The 22,545-nt window shown below is 71.2% G+C and carries 17 protein-coding genes; 9 read left to right on the top strand and 8 right to left on the bottom strand.

The window, feature by feature from the left end:
• Nucleotides 1-56: 56 nt before the first annotated feature.
• The 6 genes from ACWFNE_RS03345 to ACWFNE_RS03320 all read left to right on the top strand — a co-directional run bounded on the left by ACWFNE_RS03345 (nucleotide 57) and on the right by ACWFNE_RS03320 (nucleotide 7,053).
• Nucleotides 57-1,994 (top strand): hypothetical protein, encoded by a 1,938-nt coding sequence (locus ACWFNE_RS03345; RefSeq protein WP_452121041.1) that lies wholly within the window; start codon nucleotides 57-59, stop codon nucleotides 1,992-1,994.
• Nucleotides 1,995-2,178: 184 nt separating this feature from the next.
• Entirely contained in the window at nucleotides 2,179-3,174 is a 996-nt protein-coding gene (gene trxB / locus ACWFNE_RS03340) for a thioredoxin-disulfide reductase (RefSeq protein ID WP_452121040.1), read from the top strand.
• Nucleotides 3,174-3,515: a thioredoxin gene (gene trxA, locus ACWFNE_RS03335; protein ID WP_452121039.1), complete on the top strand. Its 342-nt coding sequence runs from the start codon at nucleotides 3,174-3,176 to the stop codon at nucleotides 3,513-3,515. The genes trxB and trxA overlap by 1 nt, the downstream gene beginning before the upstream one ends.
• 287 nt (nucleotides 3,516-3,802) lie before the next feature.
• A complete protein-coding gene (locus ACWFNE_RS03330; protein WP_452121038.1) occupies nucleotides 3,803-5,143 on the top strand; it encodes an aminotransferase-like domain-containing protein in 1,341 nt (446 codons plus the stop codon).
• 76 nt (nucleotides 5,144-5,219) lie between these two features.
• A complete protein-coding gene (locus tag ACWFNE_RS03325) occupies nucleotides 5,220-6,278 on the top strand; it encodes a D-alanine--D-alanine ligase family protein (protein ID WP_452121132.1) in 1,059 nt (352 codons plus the stop codon).
• Between the two features lie 151 nt (nucleotides 6,279-6,429).
• Entirely contained in the window at nucleotides 6,430-7,053 is a 624-nt protein-coding gene (locus ACWFNE_RS03320; protein WP_452121037.1) for a hypothetical protein, read from the top strand.
• Nucleotides 7,054-8,350: 1,297 nt separating this feature from the next.
• Here ACWFNE_RS03320 and ACWFNE_RS03315 read toward each other — a convergent pair.
• The 8 genes from ACWFNE_RS03315 to rpmH all read right to left on the bottom strand — a co-directional run bounded on the left by ACWFNE_RS03315 (nucleotide 8,351) and on the right by rpmH (nucleotide 17,188).
• Complete coding sequence (locus ACWFNE_RS03315) at nucleotides 8,351-9,613, bottom strand: ParB/RepB/Spo0J family partition protein (protein ID WP_452121036.1); 1,263 nt, start codon at nucleotides 9,611-9,613, stop codon at nucleotides 8,351-8,353.
• Nucleotides 9,610-10,905, bottom strand: a complete 1,296-nt coding sequence (locus ACWFNE_RS03310; protein WP_452121035.1) for an AAA family ATPase — start codon at nucleotides 10,903-10,905, stop codon at nucleotides 9,610-9,612. The genes ACWFNE_RS03315 and ACWFNE_RS03310 overlap by 4 nt, the downstream gene beginning before the upstream one ends.
• A gap of 847 nt (nucleotides 10,906-11,752) precedes the next feature.
• The gene (gene rsmG, locus ACWFNE_RS03305) at nucleotides 11,753-12,433 is read right to left on the bottom strand and encodes a 16S rRNA (guanine(527)-N(7))-methyltransferase RsmG (protein ID WP_452121034.1); all 681 of its coding nucleotides are present in this window, start codon (nucleotides 12,431-12,433) and stop codon (nucleotides 11,753-11,755) included.
• Between the two features lie 2,223 nt (nucleotides 12,434-14,656).
• Entirely contained in the window at nucleotides 14,657-15,181 is a 525-nt protein-coding gene (locus ACWFNE_RS03300) for a Jag family protein (RefSeq protein WP_452121033.1), read from the bottom strand.
• A gap of 42 nt (nucleotides 15,182-15,223) precedes the next feature.
• A complete protein-coding gene (gene yidC / locus ACWFNE_RS03295) occupies nucleotides 15,224-16,339 on the bottom strand; it encodes a membrane protein insertase YidC (protein WP_452121032.1) in 1,116 nt (371 codons plus the stop codon).
• Between the two features lie 22 nt (nucleotides 16,340-16,361).
• Nucleotides 16,362-16,667 (bottom strand): membrane protein insertion efficiency factor YidD, encoded by a 306-nt coding sequence (yidD, locus tag ACWFNE_RS03290; protein ID WP_452121031.1) that lies wholly within the window; start codon nucleotides 16,665-16,667, stop codon nucleotides 16,362-16,364.
• A 10-nt stretch (nucleotides 16,668-16,677) separates the two neighbouring features.
• Nucleotides 16,678-17,040 carry a ribonuclease P protein component gene (gene rnpA / locus ACWFNE_RS03285; RefSeq protein ID WP_452121030.1) on the bottom strand — a complete coding sequence of 121 codons (363 nt, stop codon included), beginning with the start codon at nucleotides 17,038-17,040 and terminating at the stop codon, nucleotides 16,678-16,680.
• A 10-nt stretch (nucleotides 17,041-17,050) separates the two neighbouring features.
• The gene (rpmH, locus tag ACWFNE_RS03280; protein WP_034225701.1) at nucleotides 17,051-17,188 is read right to left on the bottom strand and encodes a 50S ribosomal protein L34; all 138 of its coding nucleotides are present in this window, start codon (nucleotides 17,186-17,188) and stop codon (nucleotides 17,051-17,053) included.
• Nucleotides 17,189-18,098: 910 nt separating this feature from the next.
• Here rpmH and dnaA point away from each other — a divergent pair.
• The 3 genes from dnaA to gnd all read left to right on the top strand — a co-directional run bounded on the left by dnaA (nucleotide 18,099) and on the right by gnd (nucleotide 22,540).
• Nucleotides 18,099-19,553, top strand: a complete 1,455-nt coding sequence (gene dnaA, locus ACWFNE_RS03275) for a chromosomal replication initiator protein DnaA (RefSeq protein WP_452121029.1) — start codon at nucleotides 18,099-18,101, stop codon at nucleotides 19,551-19,553.
• Nucleotides 19,554-20,300: 747 nt separating this feature from the next.
• Nucleotides 20,301-21,431 (top strand): DNA polymerase III subunit beta, encoded by a 1,131-nt coding sequence (gene dnaN / locus ACWFNE_RS03270; RefSeq protein WP_452121028.1) that lies wholly within the window; start codon nucleotides 20,301-20,303, stop codon nucleotides 21,429-21,431.
• A gap of 176 nt (nucleotides 21,432-21,607) precedes the next feature.
• Nucleotides 21,608-22,540: a phosphogluconate dehydrogenase (NAD(+)-dependent, decarboxylating) gene (gene gnd / locus ACWFNE_RS03265; RefSeq protein ID WP_452121027.1), complete on the top strand. Its 933-nt coding sequence runs from the start codon at nucleotides 21,608-21,610 to the stop codon at nucleotides 22,538-22,540.
• Nucleotides 22,541-22,545 lie beyond the last annotated feature (5 nt).

Here is a 22,545-nt window from a genome sequence, read left to right as displayed (position 1 = left end):
CCGACTAGCATGGGGGTCCGGCAGTCGCCGGATGAACCGTCGCCGGGAGGACTCGCGTGGAGGACGTCGTCGGACGTGGCACCGTGCTGGCGGGGCGCTACCGCGTCCTGCAGCTCGTGGGCTCGGACCTGCCGGGGGCGAGCTCGTGGCAGGCGACCGACCAGATCCTCGATCGCCCGGTGCGCGTCCGCGTGCTCGAGCAGGGCAACGTCGCGCAGGCGCTCGACGCCGCCCGGCGCGCCGCCCTCGTCTCGGACCCGCGCCTCGTGCGGGTGCTCGACGTCGGCACGCACCAGGGCTCGATCAGCTACGTGGTGACCGAGCAGGTCACGGGCCCGTCGCTGGCCGACCTGATCGCGCGCGGCCCCCTGTCCGCGGACCAGGCCCGGGCCGTCGTCGGTGAGGCAGCCGCCGCCCTCGAGGTCGCCCGCCGGCGCGGCGTCCACCACCTCGCGCTGCGCCCCACCGTGCTCCACGTCACGCCCGAGGACCGCGTGCTGCTCACCGGCCTCGCGCTCGACGGCGCGCTGCTCGGTCAGGGCCTCGGCGACGCGCGAAGCACCACGCGCGCCGACACCGTCGGCCTCGTCCGGCTCCTGTACGCCGCCCTCACCGGCCGCTGGCCGACGCTCGACGGCGAGCTCGTGCCGTCCGACACCCTGCCCGCCGCACCCGTGCGCGACGGGCAGCTCGTCCCGCCCGCCGACCTCGTCCGCGGCATCCCGGCCGACCTCGACACGCTGTGCGCCGTGACGCTCGGCCCGCACGAGGACGGCCCGCACAGCCCCGCCGAGCTCGTGCGCGAGCTCGAGCCGTGGGGCGAGATCCGCACCACCGGCCTCAGCGAGGTCATGGCCGCCGCCGCGACCGCTCCGCACGAGGAGCAGCTCACGCCCGCCGCGCCACCCGAGACCCGGCCGGTGCAGGTCCAGCGCCAGTCGGTCCGCTCCGCGTTCGACGAGCAGGCCCCCGCCGGGACGGGCCGCCCCGGCACCCCGCCCCCCGCGCACCCCCGCGGCGGACCGGCGTTCGCCCAGTCTGCCCCGGCGGCGACGCGACCGATGCTGCCGACCCCTCCCCCGCCCGCAGCGGCAGCGCCGGCGGGGATGGCCGAGACCGCCGTCGCCGCGGGTCCGCCGACGACCGTCGGTCCTCCGCCGCCCGTGCAGCGGCAGTCCGCTGCGCCAGCGCGGCAGGCCGGACCGCCGCCGCGCACCCCCGCGCGACCGCAGCCGGGTCCCTACGACCAGTCGCCGCCGTCCTTCGCGGTCGGCTTCGGCGGGCACGACGACGAGCCCGACGTCTTCGACATCGCCGGGGACGAGGACGTCGAGGTCGCGGAGCGCCGCTTCGACCCGACCAAGATCGTGCTGCTCGTCGTCGCGGTCGTCGTCGTCATCGGCGTCGTCATCGCGTTCAACGCGCTCTTCCGGCCCGTCGACGGGACCGAGGCCGAGACGTCCCCGGGGGTCACCGAGACCGCCGCCGCACCGCCGGCCGGGGGCGAGCAGCCCGCCGAGGAGCCCGCGGAGGAGGCACCGGCCGAGCCCGCACCTGCCGCCGGCGCCGCCCCGACGATCGCCGGTGCGACGAGCGTCGACCCGTCCGACAGCGACGGCGAGCACGAGGAGGCCGTCTCCCTCGCGTTCGACGGCGACCCCAGCTCGTTCTGGTACACGCAGACGTACAACCGCCCCGAGTTCGGCGGCCTCAAGCCCGGTGTCGGCTACGTCATCACGCTCGCCGGGCCCTCGACCGTCTCGGGCATCACGATCAAGGCGAACCAGACCGGCGGCAACGTCGAGGTCCGCGCCACCGACGGGGCGAACCCCGGCGGGGGCACCGTCCTCGCGTCCGGCCCGGTCGGTCCCGACACCGTGTTCACGTTCCCCGAGCCCGCCGAGACGGGCTCGATCGTGCTCTGGTTCACGTCGCTGCCGCAGGCCGCCGACGGCAAGTACCGCGTCGAGGTCACCGAGCTCGCGCTCTCCTGACCGCGTCCCGACTGGTGTCCGACCCGCGTCCGGGCACCGGGCCGGGCCGTGCGGCGCGGCGTCCCGGCGCGCGCCGACGCTGCCGCGCCGGGCACCCGTCCAGTGGGCGGGAGCCGGCCGGCCGGGAACAGATCCGCCCTAGGATCGGTTCACCGAGCACCGTCCCCGACCCGAGGAATCTCACGTGACCGAGCAGTCTGCCCCGCGCGACCTGATCATCGTCGGCTCCGGCCCCGCCGGATACACCGCCGCGATCTACGCGGCCCGCGCCGGCCTGGCCCCGCTCGTCATCGCCGGCTCCGTGACCGCCGGCGGGGCGCTCATGAACACCACCGAGGTCGAGAACTTCCCCGGCTTCCCCGACGGCATCCAGGGCCCCGAGCTCATGGAGAACCTGCAGAAGCAGGCCGAGAAGTTCGGCGCCGAGGTCCTCTGGGACGACGTCGTCTCCGTCGAGCTCCGCGGCGCGACCAAGACCGTCGTCACCGGCGGCGGTGAGACCTTCACCGCACGCGCCGTCGTCCTCGCGACCGGGTCCGCGTACCGCGAGCTCGGGCTTGACGACGAGAAGCGCCTGTCCGGTCGCGGCGTCTCCTGGTGCGCGACGTGCGACGGGTTCTTCTTCCGTGACCAGGAGATCATCGTCGTCGGCGGCGGGGACTCCGCCGTCGAGGAGGCCACCTTCCTCACCCGCTTCGGCAAGCGCGTCACGATGGTGCACCGGCGCGACAAGCTCCGCGCCTCCAAGATCATGGCCGACCGGGCGGCGAACGACCCGAAGATCGACTTCGCGTGGAACAGCGAGGTCGTCGCGATCAACGGCACCGACAAGGTCAGCGGCGTGACCCTGCGCGACACCGTGACCGGCGAGACGCGCGAGCACCCCGCGACCGGCGTGTTCGTCGCGATCGGGCACGTGCCGCGCACCGAGCTGCTGCACGGTCAGGTCGAGCTCGACGAGAACGGCTACATCGTCGTCCAGGGCCGCTCGACCCTCACCAACCTCGACGGTGTCTTCGCGTGCGGCGACGCCGTCGACCACACCTACCGCCAGGCCATCACCGCCGCCGGCTCCGGCTGCGCGGCAGCGCTCGACGCGCAGCACTACCTCACCGGGCTCGGCGACGTCGGCACCGAGGGCCCCGTCTCCCCCGAGGCCGACATCCTGCAGGAGGCGTGATGACCGACATCCACGTGACCGACGCGACCTTCCAGGCGGAGGTGCTCGAGTCCGAGCTGCCCGTCCTCGTGGACTTCTGGGCCGCCTGGTGCGGCCCGTGCCGCATGGTCGCGCCCGTGCTCGCCGAGCTCGCGCAGGAGTACGACGGCAAGGTCAAGATCGTGAAGGTCGACACCGAGCCGAACCCCGACGTCGTGGCGCAGTACGGCGTCGTGTCGATCCCGCTGCTGAACTTCTACGCGGGCGGCGAGCTCGTGCGGTCGCTGGCCGGGGCTCGGCCGAAGCAGATCATCGCCCAGGAGATCGAGGGCGTGCTCGCGGAGGTCGGCGCGCAGGCGTAGCGGTCGGCCGGTCCGGCTCCGCCGGCCGGTCCGTTCCGTCGGCCCGAGCGTCGACTCAGCCCTCGGGCTCGCAGAGATGCGGGCACGGGGGCTTCGTCGTGCTCGGGGCGCCGTCGTGCTCGTGGCGTTGTCGTGACCGCGTGCCCGGTCCGCGACCGCGTGCCCGGTCCGCGACCGCGTGCCCCGGATCATCGATCTCCTCCCTGTCCCGCCCGGCCACGACACGGCCGGGTGAGGTGCGCGGACGCACCGGCTGACCACCTGGGGGTGCGTGCGACACTCGGAGGATGAGCCAGCACACCCCCACCGGCGGCACGACGTCGGGCACCTCTCCGACGACCGCCGCAGGGACGCGGCTCGACCCGTGGCTCGGCGCATACGCCGACCGCACGCACGGGATGCGCGCCTCGGAGATCCGCGCGCTGTTCGCCGTCGCGAACCGGCCGGAGGTGGTCTCGCTCGCCGGGGGGATGCCGAACCTCGACGGCCTGCCGCTCGACGTCATCGCCGACGTCGCCCAGCGTGTCGTGGCGACGCGCGGGACGACCGCGCTGCAGTACGGGTCCGGGCAGGGCGACGAGACCCTACGGGAGCAGATCCTCGAGGTCATGCGCCTCGAAGGTATCCACGCGCACCCCGACGACGTCGTCGTCACCACCGGTTCGCAGCAGGCCCTCGATCTCGTCACGAGGCTCTTCGTCAACCCCGGCGACGTGGTCGTCGCGGAGGCGCCGAGCTACGTCGGGGCGCTCGGGGTGTTCCGCGCGTACCAGGCCGACGTCGTGCACGTCCCGCTCGACGGCCACGGGCTCGTCCCCGCCGCGCTCGAGGAGACGCTGAGCCGTCTCGCCGCCGAAGGCCGTCGCGTCAAGCTGCTGTACACGGTTCCCAACTTCCACAACCCTGCCGGCGTGACGCTCTCCGCCGAGCGGCGCCCCCAGATCCTCGAGATCTGCCGCCGGTACGGCGTCCTCGTGCTCGAGGACAACCCCTACGGCCTGCTCGGCTTCGACGGGGACCCGATCCCGGCCATGCGCTCGCTCGACGAGGACGGCGTCATCTACCTCGGCTCGTTCTCCAAGACGTTCGCGCCCGGGTACCGCGTCGGGTGGGCCGTCGCGCCGCACGCCGTCCGGGAGAAGCTCGTGCTCGCCTCCGAGTCGGCGATCCTCTGCCCGTCCAACGCGTCGCAGCTCGCGATCAGCGCCTACCTGACGACGTGCGACTGGCGCGGCCAGGTGAAGGCGTTCCGCGAGATGTACCGCGAGCGTCGCGACGCGATGATGGGCGCGCTCGCCGAGCACCTGCCCGACGCGACGTGGACCGTTCCCGACGGCGGCTTCTACACGTGGGTCCGGCTGCCCGACGGGCTCGACGCGAAGGCCATGCTGCCGCGCGCGGTCACCGCCCGGGTGGCGTACGTGCCCGGCACCGCCTTCTACGCCGACGGCCAGGGCAGCGACCACATGCGCCTGTCGTTCTGCTACCCCACGCCGGAGCGCATCCGCGAGGGCGTGCGGCGGCTGGCCGGGGTGGTCGCCGGGGAGTCCGAGCTCGTCTCGCTCTTCGGTGCCGGGCTCGGGTCGACCCGGGACGACGTGCAGTCCCCGGGCCCAGACGTGTCCTGAGCTTGCCGCCGAGCGACGGACCGTTGCTCCCCACCGCACCATCCACGACCCCGGAGCCTCGACGCACGTGACCGACCTGACCATCGCCAGCACCCCACGCGTCGTCGTCCTCGCCGGAGGACTGTCCCACGAGCGCGACGTCTCCCTGCGCTCGGGGCGACGCGTCGCCGAGGCGCTCCGGTCCACGGGTGTCGAGGTCACGGTCCACGACGTCGACTCCGACCTCGTGCCGGCCCTCCTCGATGCCCAGCCGGACCTCGTGTGGCCGCTCCTGCACGGCGCCAGCGGCGAGGACGGCTCCGTCCGTGACGTGCTCGCTCTCCTCGGGTTGGCGACTGTCGGGACGGGGCCACGCGAGAGCCGCGTCGCCTGGAGCAAGCCCATCGCGAAGACCACCGTCGCCCGCGCGGGGATCAGCACGCCCGACTTCGTGACGCTCCCGCAGAGCCTCTTCCGTGAGCTCGGCGCCTCCCGGGTGCTCGACGCAGTCACCGCACGGCTCGGCCTGCCGCTCGTCGTGAAGCCCTCTCGCGGGGGCTCGGCCCTCGGCGTGAGCCTCGTGTCCGACGCGGCGGACCTCCCCCGTGCGATGGTCCAGTGCTTCGCCTACGGCGACACCGCACTCATCGAGCAGGCCGTCGTCGGGACCGAGCTCGCGGTCAGCGTCGTGGACTTGGGCAACGGTGTCCAGGCGCTGCCCGCGGTCGAGATCGTCACCGACGGCCCGTACGACTACGACGCCCGCTACAACCCCGGCCGCACCGAGTACTTCGCCCCCGCCCGACTGACCCGAGACCTCGCCGAGCGTGCCGGCGCCGTCGCGGTTGCCGCCCACCAGGCGCTCGGTCTCCGTCACCTGTCGCGCACCGACCTGATCGTCGCTCCCGACGGGTCCGTCTCGTTCCTCGAGGTCAACGTCGCTCCCGGCATGACGGAGACGTCCCTGCTCCCGCAGTCGGCCGAGGCCGCGGGCCACGAGCTCGGGGCCCTGTACCGTGCGCTCGTCGAGACGGCGCTTCGCGATGCGCTGGCGGAGCGGAACGTGCTGGCTGGGCGGGATGTGCTGGCCGAGCGGGACGCTCTGGCTGAGCAAGACTCACCGGCTGAGCAGGACTCACCGGCCGAGCGGGACTAGCCGGCCGAGCGGGACTAGCCGGCCGAGCGGGCGCGCTGGCTGAGCAGGACTCCGTGACTGCTAGCTGGTCGGGTGGAGCGCGGAAGTCATCACATGACTTCGTCGGTCGCAATGGTTGGCGGTCCGTGCTCCGGGGCTCGGACGTGCCTCGTTGATCGTGCAGGCGATCAGACGACGGCGGCGTCACGACGGTGAGTGCGTCGTGCATGATCGGCAGATGGTGAATCGGCTCTCCTTCGCGCCCGGAGAATCCCCTGCGCGCGGCCTCTACTTCTGGGAGCCCATCGTCGATGGCCGACCACTGCGTCAGATCCTCGACGGGGATACCCCCGGCGACTCCGCCGCCGAACGGGGGGTCCTCGACAATGTTCCGGTGCTGGTGCACAGCTGGCCGGTCGGGATGACCGACGACGTCCTCGTCCTTCTCGGGCAGCGCCCGCCAGAGCTGGCGAGCGGCCGGGTCCCGATCTTCGTCTGCGCGGCGTGCGGCGACCTGGGGTGCGGGGCGGTCACCGCAGCGGTCGACTGGACCGCCGACACGGTCGTGTGGCGCGACTTCGGTTGGGACGTCAACTACGAGACTGAGCAAGATGACGAACACGACCCGGTGTACGCGGGTCCCCTGATCTTCGACCGAGCGGAGTACGAGACGGAGCTGCAACGCTTCGTCGACACGTTCTCCGAGGTCCGCGCGTCGCTGCCGGTTCCCTCGCTCCCACCATCACGAGACGACCAGCGACGAAGGCGCCCGCGTAGCTGGTGGCCATTCGCCTGAAGACGTCTCTGCCTGTGGTGCGCGGAGCCGGGACCGGATCGTCGCGAGGACGGCGCCGCCGCGGTAGGTCTGGGCGAGATTGTCGTAGCGAATAGGCAGCCCTCGCTCGTCCTTGAAGGCAGTGCTGGACCGCTCGATGGCGTTGCGACCCTTGTCGGCGACGGCGTTATAGGTGACGGGTCGACGGCCGCGTGAGCCGCGGCGCTTGCGGTGTCCTCGCGGGTCACGTGGCTGGGGATGACCGCGTGGATCCCGCGGCGGCGCAGTTCGGCACGGATTGCGCGCGAGGAGCACGCCTTGTCGGGCAGCACCAAGTCCTGGCGGGTGCGCGGGCGCCCCGAGCGAGTGCCGAACCCGAGTCGCGTCCGGCGCCGGCAGACGCATCGGTGCGTCCCGCTACAACGGACCTGCAACGGATGTTGCGACGCACGACCTGGGCGTCGGGCCTCTCGTGGGCTGGATGGCCGTGGAGTCGCGTGGGGTGGAGCGCGTCGGCGTCGCGACGGAGATGCGATCGTCGACGATGCTGCGTCCGAGCCGGCCCGGCCCTGCCCGGCCCGGACCTGTGTTGCCATGACTCGAACGTCGACCCGAACCTCACCCCGGTGCCGGTGCGGTTGTCTCGCACGCCTGCGCCCGTCAGGAGTTCGCTTCACAGGGCAGAGGTGCGGTGACGGTCCGAGGTACATCGAGCCAGGTCGGCGCTCTTCGCGGGCCTCGGGCTACTGTGCCGACGATTCGCAGGGTAGACGGATTCGACGAAGGCCCCGAGGCGCGTGTCGTGCATGAGAGTCTCGTCCAACGGATCAGGGTGGTTCCACGTGAAACACGGTGTTGTGTCGTCACGCCGTCGCTGCACCGTGCCGTCGTTCCGTCGCATCGGCGTATCCGGCCACGGCCGCCGAGAGGCCGACGGGGTGGCCCGACTTGCACGTCGCGCGCGCATGCGGACCGTGACCACGTGGTGCCTCGTGAGAGCGCGCCCTGTCATCATCCCGGGCGGCGCGCCAGGGTCGTGGCGATCGTCGTCCATCGAGTGCGACATGTCGTGCCCAGTTGCCCCGGCCGCGACCGTCGCGGATCGGCGGCGCCGCGTGCACCACGCAGGTCTGTGTGCACCGCGCAGGTCTGTGTGCACCGCGCAGGTCTGTGTGCACCGCGCAGGTCTGTGTGCACCGCGCAGGTCTGTGTGCACCGCGCAGGTCTGTGCACCGCGCAGGTCCGTGTGCACCGCGCCAATCCACTGGCGCTTTCCGGGCGCGCCGCACCCCAGCCTCAGGTGTTCCACGTGAAACAACTACGGCTTCAGGAGGCCCGGGTCCTCCGGGGCCAGGCTTTCCAAGATGCGGTTGAGGTCCTGGACCGACGCGAACTCAACGGTCAGGCGACCGCGGGCCTTGCCGAGGTTGATCTTCACCCGGGTCTCGAACCGGTCGGAGAGCCGTGACGCCAGCTCATCGAGCGCCTCGTTCCGCTCCCCCGCCTTCGGTCGGCGTCGAGCGGCAGGACCTTCCGCGTCACCTCCGAGCGACACGATCTCCTCGACGGCACGCACCGAGAGCCCTTCGGAGACGATCCGCTGAGCGAGCCGCTCGATCGCCGCTCCGTCGGCAAGCCCGAGAAGGGCGCGCGCATGTCCGGCGGAGATCACACCGGCAGCGACGCGGCGTTGCACGAGCGGTGGAAGCCGGAGCAGTCGCAGCGTGTTGGAGATCTGCGGACGCGAGCGGTGGATGCGCGTCGCGAGCTCCTCATGCGTGCAGCCGAAGTCGTCGAGCAGCTGCTGATAGGCGGCTGCCTCCTCGAGCGGATTCAGCTGCGAGCGGTGCAGGTTCTCCAGCAAGGCATCGCGGAGGAGATCGCTGTCCTCGGTCTCGCGCACGATCGCCGGGATGACCGACATGCCGGCTGCCTGGGTCGCCCTCCATCGGCGCTCACCCATGATGAGTTCGTACTGGTCGTCACCGACGGACCGGACCACGACCGGCTGGAGGACGCCCACCTCACGGATCGAGGCGACGAGTTCCTCGAGCGCCTCCTCCTCGAACACCGTGCGCGGCTGTCGGGGGTTCGGTCGGATCGACTCGACGGGGAGCTCAGCGAAACGGGCCCCGGGCACCGGCACCAGGTCGTCGGCAGGACCGTTCGGCCGCCGTCCAGTCCTGCTGGTCGGAAGCGCACCCTCCGAAGCCGCGTGGTTCGCATCGGCCGCCGCCGAGTCAGTCGGGGTCGAGTGAGTTGCGCCGTCCACTCCACCTTCGATATCGACGTGTGACGGGTTCACGTCGATGGCGGGCTCAGCCTCCGTCGTCGTCGTCGTCGCCGTTCCCGCGGGAGCGGTGGTGGCGCTCACCGTCCCGGCCGCAGCCACCTCCGTGGTTCCACGTGAAACAGGACGCGTGACGGGATCCGGCGGGAGGTCTGCCTCAGCGGTACCGGTGCGGTTGTCCGGGAAGAACACGTCCACCGGGCGCTGGGCGTCCGACGTGCGCTGCCCGTCCAGACCGTTAGGAATGAGGGCGCCGAGCCCGCGGCCCAACCCTCGACGCTTCTCGCTCACTTGTCCTCCTGCTCGTGGGTCACGTTGCCGTCTGCGTTGCTCGGGACCTGGGCGAGCACGCCGCGGCGCTCACCTGCGAGTCCGTCGGCGCCGTCCGTGGCAACGTCTGATGCAGACCGATCGTTCGGGGTGATGTCGCCGCCCGGCGCGGCGACGATGGCGCGCTCGGCCAGCTCCCGTGCGGCTTCCAGGTACGCGAGTGCACCCGTCGAGCCCGGGTCGTACGTCATGACCGTCTGGCCGTAGCTCGGAGCCTCCGAGATGCGGACGGAGCGCGGGACCGACGTGCGCAGGGTGGTCTCCGGGAAGTGCTCCCGAACCTCCTGCGCCACCTGCTGCGCCAGATTCGTTCGCGCGTCGTACATGGTGAGCAGGATCGTCGACACATGCAGGTCCGGGTTGAGGTGCGCCTGGATGAGCTGGATGGTCTTGAGGAGCTGGCTCAAGCCCTCGAGCGCGTAGTACTCGCACTGGATGGGGATCATGACCTCACGTCCGACGACGAAGGCGTTGACCGTGAGGAGCCCGAGGCTCGGAGGGCAGTCGACGAAGACGTAGTCGATCGGCTCGAGTCCGGCCTCGATACGGCCTCGAAGGTACGCGTCGAGCGCTGACCGCAGACGCGTCTCGCGGGCGACCATCGACACGAGCTCGATCTCCGCGCCCGACAGGTCGATGGTGGCCGGCAGGCACCAGAGGCGTGGAACGTCAGGGCTCTCCTGCACGGCCTCCGCCATGCTCGCTCCTTCGACGAGGACCTCGTAGATCGAAGGGGTCCCCGCCCGGTGTTCGATCCCGAGAGCGGTCGAGGCGTTGCCCTGTGGGTCGTTGTCCAGCACGAGCACGTTCAGGCCGGCCTGCGCGAGAGCCGCCGCCATGTTCACGGTCGTGGTGGTCTTCCCGACGCCACCCTTCTGGTTCGCCACCGTGATAACGCGTGTCTGCGCGGGTCGCGGGAACTTCCTCCCGCGCAGCTGGATACGGCGGCGAGCGTCCTCTTGGATCTGCGCCATGAGCGGTGTGTCCTCGCCGACGTCTGGGAGGCTCTGCACGAGCGCATCGCGGTGGAGATCGTCCGCGTCCACGCCGGGAGCGTCGAGCGCTGGCGCGTCGGTGATCGCGCCAGCAGGCGTGGCGCCCACCGCCGCGTTCTCGGGCTCGGCGACCGGCGTCCGGTCCTCGACCGGCCTCCGGTCCTCGACCGGGGCGATCGTCATACCGTCGTTCATCTGCTCGCTTGCTTCTGCGCCGTCAGGCGCGTCGTGGAGAGTGCTGTGCACGTGGTCGGGCATCGAGGGCCCGGAAGTATCGGCTGGCATCGGAGGCGTGTCATGGGCGGGTGCCGCACGGAGGCCGTGGGGTTCGGTTCCTGCGAGCTGCTGTGGAGCGCCCTCATCGACGTCTCCCCCATCGCCGGACCATGCCGATGTACGGTTCGGGGTCGCCGTCGGCACGTGGTCGGGCCGCGGTGGAGCAGTCGGCATCCCGGCGTCCACATCGGCCGCCTGCGTGTCCGTGACGCCGACTTCCGCGAAGTCGTTCGGGTCGTGAGCTCGAGCGCGAGATTGCCCGTCCAGGGACGTTGGGGCGCCTTCGACGTCGACCGTTTCACGTGAAACCGCGGGCTCCTCGACGGCGCCAGGGCGCGACTCGGGAACCGTGCTCATGATGTCCGGCGTCTGACCCTCCGCGCTCTTGTGTGACCAGTCGTTGTCAGAGACCGCGGCAGCCTCGGAAGCGCGAACGTACGGGTTCTCCGGCGGGGCGGCCTGCGATGTCGTCGCGTCCCCACCCGAGTGCCTCGGAGCGATCGACTCGCCGGCGGTCTCTGTCCACAGCGCCTCGGGCCGAGCGTCGGCACCACGCGCAGACACGTCGCGGGTGCGACCGTCCTGAGGCTCGAGCGATGGCCAAACGGTCGTCGACGCGGATGCCGCCACGTCCGCCGCTTCGCGGAGAGGCTCCGTCCCGCTGACACTCTGCGCGCTCTCCCCGGGATGGGCCGTCGAAGCAGACGCGTTCCCGTCCGCAGAGTCCGCGGCCGGGTCGGAGTATGCGGGCGTCGCGGGCTGAGCCGGCACCCACGAGTCGATGTCAGGACTAGCCGGTACAGCGATCGGGTCCTGTCGCCGCTTCTTTCTACCGAACACCGCGAACAGCCTCCCGAACGACGCGAACCACTGTGGTCTCATCGACACCGTCAATCGTCTGAGCCGCATGGATGGACGCCTGCCCGGCGCCTAGCCGCTTCCCGACCTTGCTTGCCGCCTGCACTTCGTCGGCCGCCCGCCCGCCCTTCAACGCCACAAGCACTCCCCCGCTGGTCAGAAGCGGGAGCGCCCATTGATAGAGGCGGTCGAGCGGCGCGACCGCTCGGGCGGTGACGGCATCGGCCGAGATGGTTCCGTGCACGTCCTCTGCTCGTGCGCGGGTGACCGTCGCATTCGCCAGACCCAGTTCGCTCACAACCTCGAGGAGCCAGCTGCACCGGCGCTCCATGGGCTCGAGCAGCACGACCTCGGCGTCCGGGAGCATCGCAGCAATCACAACCCCAGGCAGGCCCGCTCCGGAGCCCAGGTCCACGATGCGGCCGGACTGCGGGAGGAACGGGACGACCGCTGCAGAGTTCAGCAGGTGTCGTTCCCAGAGCCTGCCGACCTCTCGTGGGCCGACGAGTCCGCGGAGGACGCCCTCGTCGGCCAGCATCCTCCGGAACTGCTGGATCGAGCTCCACGATGCGCCGAAGTACGCCGGCAGCCGCAGGTCGCCCTCGAGAGGATCCGGCAGCATGATCGAGTCGTCGATCTCGGCTCCGTTCATGCACCTCGCCCCGTTCCCCTGAAAGAGCCGCGAAGCCCTGCTCGATCGAGGCCACAGCCTCGTCACCACACCGGTGCGCGGCCCACCGTACCGTCTGGTCGATCTCATCTCCGTGCGCCGCCCCGCGACTTGTGCACATCCACTCGTGCACGCTGCGGGCGACACGCGGCGCCGCCGCATGCGGGCGCTCTGGGCGCTGCCCGGCACCCCAGGCCGCAGGCTGCGTAGCCGTTCGCAGCAATGACGCTCGGGGTGCGACACCCCCGCAGGCGGCATGAGCGACGGACGGACCGACATCCCAGAAGGGCGTGTCGTGTTCCCCCGGGCCGCATCGGCCGCCTGCGCCGCATCGCTGACGGCTCGAGATCCTCGTACACCGGCGAGCCGCCCGGCCTCGCGTACTGTTGAGCGAACCGCTGAGATCTCGCGGCTCGCATCGCATCCGTACCGGGCAGGCGCCCGGGCAACTGCGCGGCAGGTTTCGTCAAGACGCGCGCGGCTGGGCGAGCGTTCGCCTCCCCTGGCCTGATCCGTTTCACGTGAAACGAAGCGGATGCTGACGTGCGAAGAACCGTTCGAGCATGTGCCACTCCCCGTCAACATCGCACCGCTGGCGCAGCAGGGAGAGAACAGTCTCACCTCTCGTGACAGCCGAGCGATGCCACTGGAGCACCGGGAACCCTGAAAATCTCCACCCGTCGACGCTCGCTCACCGTCGACGTTCCACGTGAAACACACATGGTTGGTCCCGTGCTTCCGCGCCCCCGCCGCCCAGACCAGCATCGTGGCGAGATGCCCGGGCACGGGTGCGTAAGCCACCACGACGGCGCCCATGCTCTCCCTTCCGCGGTAGTCGATGACGCGGGGCGGCAGAATGCCCGCCCGCGAGGTCAGGTGCAAGTTGCGCTTTCGCTCAGAACACCGCCGCGCTACGCAGGTGAGCTCAGAGCCGCGGTGCCGGTCTCCCAACAGCTCGCAGACACTGGAGGGCCTCGGCGCGGATTCACCTCGGTGGCGAGCAGCAGTGCGGTACTCCGGGAGCGGCCACTGATCCGCTGGAGCGGACGCCGCAAAATCGACGCGATCGAGCGCGGGACACCGAACGTGGCGCGAGAGTGAACGCGCTCATCGAGTGGGCTGCACCGGAGGTGAAGCGGCCAGGCCGCGTCGCCGCCGCGAACCCCGAGGCCTGCGGGCGAGCGACGGATGGATCGGAGCCGGCCGGACCCTCCACCGCCCTCCTGAGCGCTTCACCTGGGCAATCTCGCACGCACGATTTTGAGGACGAACCCAATCAGCGCGGGGACGGAGTGCCGGAGGAGCGCACCGCGGACATCCGCGCTCGATGGGACGGATGACGGGCCGCGTCCGTCGATCGGATGTTCCCGGCTCGCGACGTAGTCGAGCGGACGCTGACATCTGCCCTTCCCGCCGATGTCCACTGAGGGAGCAGCATCGTGGCATCCAGCGAGACGTCTCGTTGCGCTCTCGCCCAGGCCTCCCGACAGGCGATCTTCGTGCCCAGCGGGGCAAGAGCGAACGCCAATGATCTCGTCGGTACGCCCGAGCTCGGTTGGTTTCACGTGGAACTGCCACGTTCGAGACACCTACGCGTCGCAAGCCCCACGAGCGCCCCCGCCCCGTACCCCGCGATGCCCACGCCGCAAACGACCGCATGCCGGTCTCGCAGCGCCTCAGGAGTCACGTAGGCACCCAGTCATCAGCGCCGCCAGTCCGACGCGCAGCTTCGGACCATGCGTCGGCGGGCTGCAGCGCCAGCCTCGCCGTCGTGCGCACCCGCCGCGCACCCCTCGCGTGCCCGTCGCGCGCCGAACCCGACGCAGAACCGCCGCACGAGACGGCCACGATCCGTCACCGTGCGTCGACGCGCCCAGCACGAGACGACACGACTTATCCACCGCATCACGAATCGCCCCGACACCGCGTTCCACGTGAAACAGCCGGCATCGCGGAGTTCGGCAAGACGGACCCTGCTCTCCCACGCACACAAGACCCGACTTCAGCGCAGCACGAGGCACCGCGCACTCATGCCCGCGCGACGACTCCGCCCAGTGCCCTGAACCCGCGCGCCGCGAGATTGCGCACCGCCCCACTGCAGGCGTGCACGGCGGCGCGCCATCCCCGCCACCCGGACCCCGCACGCACCGAGGGGGGCCGATCCACGATCGGCCGCCCTCGAGGCACTGCGAGACGTCGTCGAGATCAGGATGCCCTGATCACCACATGACGAGCCGGCTCGACACCGTCGGAGTCGCTCACGAGCCCGGCGGCGGCGACGGCGTCGTGCACGACCTTCCGCTCGAACGGGTTCATCGGGTCAAGAGCCACGTCGGCGCCGCTCTCCTTCACCCGGGCGATCGCCTCGTCGGCGACCTTGATGAGCTCGGTCCGGCGCGCGGCGCGGTATCCGGCCACGTCGAGCATGAGCCGGCTCCGCTCCCCCGTCTTGGCCTGCACCGCGAGCCGTGTGAGCTCCTGAAGCGCGTCGAGGACCTCACCGTCCTCTCCGGCGAGGCGCTGGAGCGCGCGCTCGGAGCCGCCCTCCGCGATGATCTCGACGGCCGCCCGTCCGTGGTCGACGTCGATGTCGATGTCGCCGTCGAGGTCGGCGATGTCGAGGAGCTCCTCGAGGTAGTCGGCCGCGATCTCGCCCTCCTCCTCGAGGCGTGAGGACGGGACCGCGTCAGACGCGGTGGGTGTGCTGGGCTGCTCGGTTGCAGGCGTCATCGGTGCTGCTCCTCGGGAGTCGGCTCGGTGCCGGGGTGAGCGTTACTTCTTGGGCTTGGGCTTGGGCTTGGTCGTGCTGACGCGCTTGGCGGGAGGTTCGTCGGGCCCGTCGTCGGGCGTCGAGGCACTCGGCCCCGGGTCAGCCGCAGAGGCCGGCGCGGCGACGCCCGTCGCGCCTGCGGGTCGGGGCTTCGCCCGGTCCTTGCGCTTCGGCTGCGACCGCTGACCGGGGCGCGGCTTCTCGTCGAGAACCGTGCTCGGCGTCTCCTCGATCTGCAGCGTTGTCCCCTTGGCTGCGGCCTTGCGCGCGCGGCGCTCCTTGAGGGCGATCTCGGCCTGCGACCCGGGAGCCGGCATCCGGCGGATCGTGTAGAACTGCTGGCCCATCGACCACAGGTTCGTGGTGGTCCAGTAGATGAGGACACCGATCGGGAAGTTGACACCGGACACCGCGAAGATGATCGGCATCAGGTAGAGGAGCATCTTCTGCTGCTGCGCCATGGGCCCCTGAAGCGCGGCGGGAGGCATGTTCTTCATCGTCAGCTGGCGCTGCGTGAGGAAGGTCGTCGCCGACATCGCGAGGATCAGCAGGATCGTGACGACCTTGACCTGGATGTCGTCGGACCCGAGGAAGGTGCCGGAGAGCGGGGCACCGAAGATCGTGGCGGACTCCGCCTGCGCGGCGAGCTCAGCGGTGAGCGGGCCGATCGACGCCCGGGGGTTCTCCGCACTGGGGTAGGTGCCGTCGGCGAGCGGGCCCAGCGAGTACAGCACCCGGAAGAGCGCGAAGAAGATCGGCGACTGCGCGAGAATCGGCAGGCAGGACGCGAACGGGTTCGTGCCGTGCTTGCGGTACAGCTCCATGGTCTCGCGGCTCATGGCCTCGCGGGACGCGGGGTCGGTCTTCCCCTTGTACTTCTTCTGGATGGCTTGCATCTCGGGCGCCAGCAGCTGCATGCCGCGCGAGGCCTTGATCTGCTTGAAGAAGAGCGGGATGAGCAGGATCCGCATGACGATCACGAGGCCGACGATCGACAGCGCCCACGCAGCACCGGACGCCGGGTCGAGCCCGAGGTTGGTCAGCAGCGAGTGGAACTGGACCATGATCCAGGCCACCGCGACCATGATCGGGTAGAGCAGGCCGTCGAACCACGACATGTGGCAGAGCTCCTTGCTGGGGTCAGTGCGCGGCGTGGGCCGTGCGAGGAGAGCGAGGCCGGTGCTCCGCTGCTGGCGGAACGTCGTCGACGCCCCCGGGGTTCCAGGGGTGGCACCGCAGCACGCGTCGGACGGCGAGCCAGGTGCCCCGGACGGCGCCGTGGCGGGTCAGCGCGACGACGGCGTACTGCGAGCACGACGGGTAGAACCGGCACGTCGGGGGCGTGAGCGGCGAGATCACGGTCTGGTAGACGCGCACGAGCCCGATGAGGACGAGTCCGGGCAACCGCGTGAGCAGCCGGAGGGCCTGCGCCGGACGGGAGGTCATGGGATGTCTCTCAGGAGCCGGCGCGCTGTCGGGCCCGCTTCGCGGCGACCTTGAGCGCGATGTCGAGGTCGACGCCGAGCGAGGCGTAGTCGCGCACCGCCGCGGGGGGCAGGGCACGGACGACGATGCCCGCGTCCGACGGCATGGTCCCGAGCCGCTCGCGCACGAGCGCCCGCAGCCGCCGCTTGACCCGGTTCCGCGTCACGGCGTTGCCGATGCCCTTGGACACGACGAGACCGACCACCGGACCAGGTCCGGGGTCGGTCTCAGTCACGAGGTGCACGACGAGCGACTCGCGTCCGCCGCGCGCACCGCGGCGCACCGCCCGCTCGAACTCGGCGGGACGGCGCATCCGGTGCGCGGCAGGCAGCACCGGAGAGGCGTCAGGCCGAGAGCTCCGTGCGACCCTTGCGCCGACGAGCGGCGAGGATCGCACGGCCGGCGCGCGTGCGCATGCGCAGACGGAAGCCGTGCGTCTTGGCGCGGCGCCGGTTGTTCGGCTGGAAGGTCCGCTTGCTCACGAGGGTCTCCAAGTACTTCGGGGCAGTGGTCGCGCGCAGCGCACGACCAGGTCAGGGTGCCGAGCTCGACTGCTCCGGTGTCGACACACGCGAGTGTGTCCGGCGTCATGGCGCGCCAGCAGGAGCCATCAGGAAGGGCTGCACAACGTTACGCCGCGCTGGGTGCGGGGGTCAAATGACGGCAGCACGAAGCGCCGCACCCACACTACCGGCGGCGGACCCACGTCCACCGGCGTGACCACCGCCTCGCGAGCGTCGCGAGCGTCCGTGACCACCGCCTCGCGAGCGTCCGTGACCACCACACGTGATCGTCACGCTCGTCCGTCACCACGGCACGCGAGGGACGCGCTCGTCTGCGACGACCACGGCACGCGAGGGACGCGCTCATCCGCGGCCCTCCGCAAGCCGCGACCGATGCGTCCGGCCGGGACCGACGACCGGGACAGCCGCCGCCCGGACCCCGCCACCGGACCCTGCCACCAGACCCGCAGCCACCGGACCGAAGCCGCCAGACCCGCAACCCGGACCGATCCCCGAGCTCACGGCTCGAACTCGGCCCCAACCTTGCCGTCGCGACCTGCAACCGGAGCCCGGCACCCTGCCACCCCAGGACACCGTCGGCGCGCCGCGACACGCCGGCGGGTGGGCTTCTCATCCGCCGCCCCTCCCGGAGCACTGCTGCCGGCGGCTAGTATCGTGCGTCGTCGCGACGGTCCGAGGGTGCCCCCAGGCGCTCTGCCGGATCGCACGTCCACCCGTCGGCAGGCGCGAGGCCCAGGGCAACCGCCGCCACCGTCCGCCCCGCCACGGGGCCATTCGACGCACCGCACACAGGCTGTGGACAAAGGTGTGGATCATCGGGTGACCGTGCGAGACTCACGGCCACGACAACGGGCAGCGAGGGTAGGACGTGTCACCACAGGACGAGCAGCTGACCCGTGTCTGGACCGACGCCGTCGTCGAGCTCGAGCAGAGCCCGGACATCACGCCGCGGCAGCTCGCCTTCGTCAAGCTCGCGAAGCCGCTGGGCCTGCTGGACGGCACCATGCTCCTCGCGGTCGGCAACGACCTGACGAAGGAGTACCTCGAGACGCGCGTGCGCACCGAGGTCGTCAGCGCGCTGTCCTCAGCCCTCGGGCGGGAGGCGCGCTTCGCGATCACGGTCGACGCCGACCTCGCTCCGATCGACGGCGACGGTCCCCAGCTCCGTCCCCTCCCCGCGCCGGTCGCCGACCACGGCCCGGTGCGCGGCGCGGACCACGACGAGGACGACGAGCCGGCTCGCGAGCCGTTCCGCCCGTCGTCGCGCCGGCCGGTCCCCCCGACGGAGCCGGCCCGCCTGAACCCGAAGTACCTGTTCGAGACCTTCGTCATCGGCTCGTCGAACAGGTTCGCGCACGCGGCGGCGGTCGCGGTCGCCGAGGCCCCCGCGAAGGCCTACAACCCGCTGTTCATCTACGGCGACTCCGGGCTGGGCAAGACGCACCTGCTGCACGCGATCGGGCACTACGCGCAGAACCTGTACCCGAGCGTGCGCGTGCGGTACGTGAACTCCGAGGAGTTCACCAACGACTTCATCAACTCGATCCGCGACGACAAGGCGGGCGCGTTCCAGCGCCGCTACCGCGAGGTCGACGTGCTCCTCATCGACGACATCCAGTTCCTGCAGGGCAAGGAACAGACGATGGAGGAGTTCTTCCACACGTTCAACACGCTGCACAACGCCAACAAGCAGGTCGTGATCACGTCCGACCTGCCGCCCAAGCAGCTCAACGGGTTCGAGGACCGCATGCGGTCGCGGTTCGAGTGGGGCCTCATCACGGACGTGCAGCCGCCGGACCTCGAGACGCGCATCGCGATCCTCCGCAAGAAGGCGGGCAGCGAGAAGCTCCAGGCGCCCGACGACGTGCTCGAGTACATCGCGTCGAAGATCTCGACGAACATCCGCGAGCTCGAGGGTGCGCTGATCCGGGTCACGGCGTTCGCGAACCTCAACCGGCAGCAGGTCGACCTGTCGCTCGCGGAGATCGTCCTCAAGGACCTGATCACGGACGACAACACCGCGGAGATCACGGCGACGCAGGTCATCGGGCAGACGGCCGCGTACTTCGGACTCAGCATCGACGACCTGTGCGGCTCGTCGCGCTCGCGCGTGCTGGTCACGGCCCGGCAGATCGCGATGTACCTGTGCCGCGAGCTGACGGACCTGTCGCTGCCGAAGATCGGCCAGGCGTTCGGCGGCCGGGACCACACGACGGTGATGCACGCGAACCGGAAGATCCGCGAGCTCATGGCGGAGCGCCGCTCGATCTACAACCAGGTCACGGAGCTCACGAACCGGATCAAGCAGCAGAACCGCGGCTGACGCCCGCGCCGTCGTGAAGGGCCGGAGGACTCGTTCCCCGGCCCTTCGTGCTGTGTCCGCGGACCTGTTCCCGCGCGCTGTTTCCCCACCCTGTGCACAGCCCGCTCCCGCGTGCTCGTGCGGGAGCTGCGGTGAATGGACGCACGTGTCCACACCCTGTCCACACGTCTGGGGACGATCTCGACCCGAGCGGGCGAGAGGCATGGGACGAATGTTCACACCTGTGCACACACCTGTGGATGACGGTGGACGACACGCTGCGCGCATGTGGACGACACACCCCGTCTCCGTGGACGACGCCGTGGCGTTTCTTCCCGTCCACCGAGGCCCGGAGATGTCCACGGCTCCGACCCACACGCCGTACACACCCGGACACCCATGCTGACCTGCGGAAACGGCACTTCTCCACAGAGTGCACAGACGCTATGACGATGACGACTCATCTTCAGCGGAGAAATCCACACACCTTCGAAGACCTCCTGGGCCGACCGACCGACCGAGCGACCTGACGCAGGGCGACAAGCGCCGGGACTCACCCGCGACGCCGTCCACAGTCCGGTACCGGCGTCATCGCCACTCGCGTAGTCTTCCGAGCAACCCGTGCTCCCGCACCGCAGCCAGGCGTCCCCTCGCATGTCGTCCCGCGGAGCTGCACCTCACGAGCGCGGGTTCGCAGCGCCTGCGGCTCGACCGCCGTGGGCCGGCGGGTCACCGGCGTCCGGCGACCCAGGACCGAGAGGGTGGGGCATGAAGTTCCGCGTCGACCGTGACGTTCTCGCCGAAGCAGTCACGTGGACGGCTCGCAGCCTGCCGACCCGCCCCCCGGTCCCCGTCCTCGCGGGCGTGCGCATCGAGGCCGACGCCTCGGGCACGCTCCAGCTGTCGAGCTTCGACTACGAGGTTTCGGCCCGCTCGGAGATCGCCGCCGACGTCAGCGAGCCCGGCACGGTCCTGGTCTCGGGCCGCCTGCTCGCGGAGATCTCCCGCGCCCTGCCGGCCAAGCCGGTCGACGTGGTGCTCGACGGCACGAAGGTCACCGTGACGTGCGGCGCGAGCCGGTTCACGCTGCTGACGATGCCCGTCGAGGACTACCCCGCGCTGCCCGCGATGCCGGCCGTCACCGGGACGGTCGAGGGCGACGCACTGACCCACGCCGTGGCCCAGGTGACGATCGCCGCGAGCCGCGACGACACGCTCCCGCTGCTCACGGGTGTCCGCATGGAGATCGAGGGCGAGAAGATCACGCTCCTCGCGACCGACCGCTACCGCCTCGCCCTGCGCGAGCTCACGTGGACCCCGGCGTCGCCCGACATCTCGACGGTCGCGCTCGTCCGGGCCCGCACGCTCTCGGACGCCGCGAAGTCGCTCGGCTCGTCGAGCTCGGTCAACGTCGCGCTCGCGACCGGCCAGGGCGTCGACCTCATCGGCTTCGAGGCCGGCGGCCGGCACACGACGTCGCTCCTGGTCGACGGCGACTACCCCGCCGTCCGCCGCCTGTTCCCCGACGAGACGCCGATCCACGCCGTCGTGCTCACGCAGACCCTCGCGGACGCCGCCAAGCGCGTCTCGCTCGTCGCGGAGCGCAACACCCCGATCCGGCTGTCGTTCACCGAGGGCCAGGTCGTGCTGGACGCGGGCCAGGGCGACGACGCGCAGGCGTCCGAGGCCCTCGAGGCGACGCTCGTCGGCGAGGACATCTCGGTCGCGTTCAACCCGCAGTTCCTGCTCGACGGCCTCGGTGCGCTCACGACGCCGTTCGTCCGTATGTCGTTCACCCACCCGAACAAGCCGGTCGAGTTCACCGGGCAGGAGTCGCTCGACGGTGACGACCTGCAGGAGTACCGCTACCTGCTCGTGCCGATCCGCTTCGCGAGCTGAGCTTCCCGGCCCCGGGAGCGCACGACCCCGGGACCACCACCCGGTCGCCGACGGGGCAGGTCCGCCCGGCAGCACCACCCCCACCCGGGAGCACCGCCCCCCACCCGGGAGCACCCGCGCCGGCCGGCCCCCACCGCCCGGTCGCGCACCGGCACGACGAACGAGAGGCTGACCTCATGCACATCGGACTGGTCGGGCTGGGCAAGATGGGTGCCAACATGCGCGAGCGCCTGCGCGCGGGAGGCATCGAGGTCACGGGGTTCGACCGCAACCCCGACGTCTCGGACGTGGCGTCGCTCGGGGACCTCGTCGCCGCGATGACCGAGGGCGAGCGCGTCGTGTGGGTCATGGTGCCCTCGGGCGCCCCGACGCGCGCCGTCATCGACGAGCTGGGCGGCCTGCTCGCCGCGGGCGACCTCGTGATCGAGGGCGGCAACTCCCACTACGCCGAGGACGCGGTGCACGCCGCCGCCCTCGCGGAGAAGGGCATCCACTACGTCGACGTCGGCGTCTCGGGCGGTGTCTGGGGCCGGGAGAACGGCTACGGGCTCATGGTCGGCGGAGACGAGGCGCAGGTCGCGCGCGTCCTGCCGGTGTTCGACGTGCTCCGCCCCGAGGGCCCCCGCGAGGAGGGCTACGTGCACGCGGGCGCGGTCGGCGCGGGCCACTACGCGAAGATGGTGCACAACGGCATCGAGTACGGCCTGATGCAGGCGTACGCCGAGGGCTACGAGCTGCTCGAGGCGAAGGACATCGTCACGGACGTCCCGGGCACGCTCAAGGCGTGGACGCGCGGGACCGTCGTGCGGTCCTGGCTGCTGGACCTTCTGGTCAAGGCGCTCGAGGAGGACAACGAGCTCGCGGAGATCGACGACTGGGTCGAGGACTCGGGCGAGGGTCGCTGGACGGTCGACGAGGCGATCGACGCCGCCGTCCCGCTCCCGGTGATCTCGGCCGCGCTCTTCGCGCGGTTCGCGTCGCGTCAGGGTGCCTCGCCGGCGATGAAGGCCGTCGCCGCACTGCGCCAGCAGTTCGGTGGGCACGCCGTGCGTGCGGCGGGTCAGCGCGTCGCCCCGGAGACCCCGGGCGGCGTCACCTCGGCCGGCTAGCCCCA

It is taken from the genome of Cellulomonas sp. NPDC055163 (assembly GCF_053607065.1).
This window is presented reverse-complemented; position numbering and strand designations above follow the sequence as displayed.

Coding starts and splice junctions, on each gene's coding strand:
- trxA (WP_452121039.1), top strand. CDS start 3,174: ATGACCGACATCCACGTGACCGACGCGACCTTCCAGGCGGAGGTGCTC.
- ACWFNE_RS03330 (WP_452121038.1), top strand. CDS start 3,803: ATGAGCCAGCACACCCCCACCGGCGGCACGACGTCGGGCACCTCTCCG.
- ACWFNE_RS03310 (WP_452121035.1), bottom strand. CDS start 10,905: ATGCCCGACCACGTGCACAGCACTCTCCACGACGCGCCTGACGGCGCA.
- rsmG (WP_452121034.1), bottom strand. CDS start 12,433: ATGAACGGAGCCGAGATCGACGACTCGATCATGCTGCCGGATCCTCTC.
- ACWFNE_RS03300 (WP_452121033.1), bottom strand. CDS start 15,181: ATGACGCCTGCAACCGAGCAGCCCAGCACACCCACCGCGTCTGACGCG.
- yidC (WP_452121032.1), bottom strand. CDS start 16,339: ATGTCGTGGTTCGACGGCCTGCTCTACCCGATCATGGTCGCGGTGGCC.
- yidD (WP_452121031.1), bottom strand. CDS start 16,667: ATGACCTCCCGTCCGGCGCAGGCCCTCCGGCTGCTCACGCGGTTGCCC.
- dnaN (WP_452121028.1), top strand. CDS start 20,301: ATGAAGTTCCGCGTCGACCGTGACGTTCTCGCCGAAGCAGTCACGTGG.
- gnd (WP_452121027.1), top strand. CDS start 21,608: ATGCACATCGGACTGGTCGGGCTGGGCAAGATGGGTGCCAACATGCGC.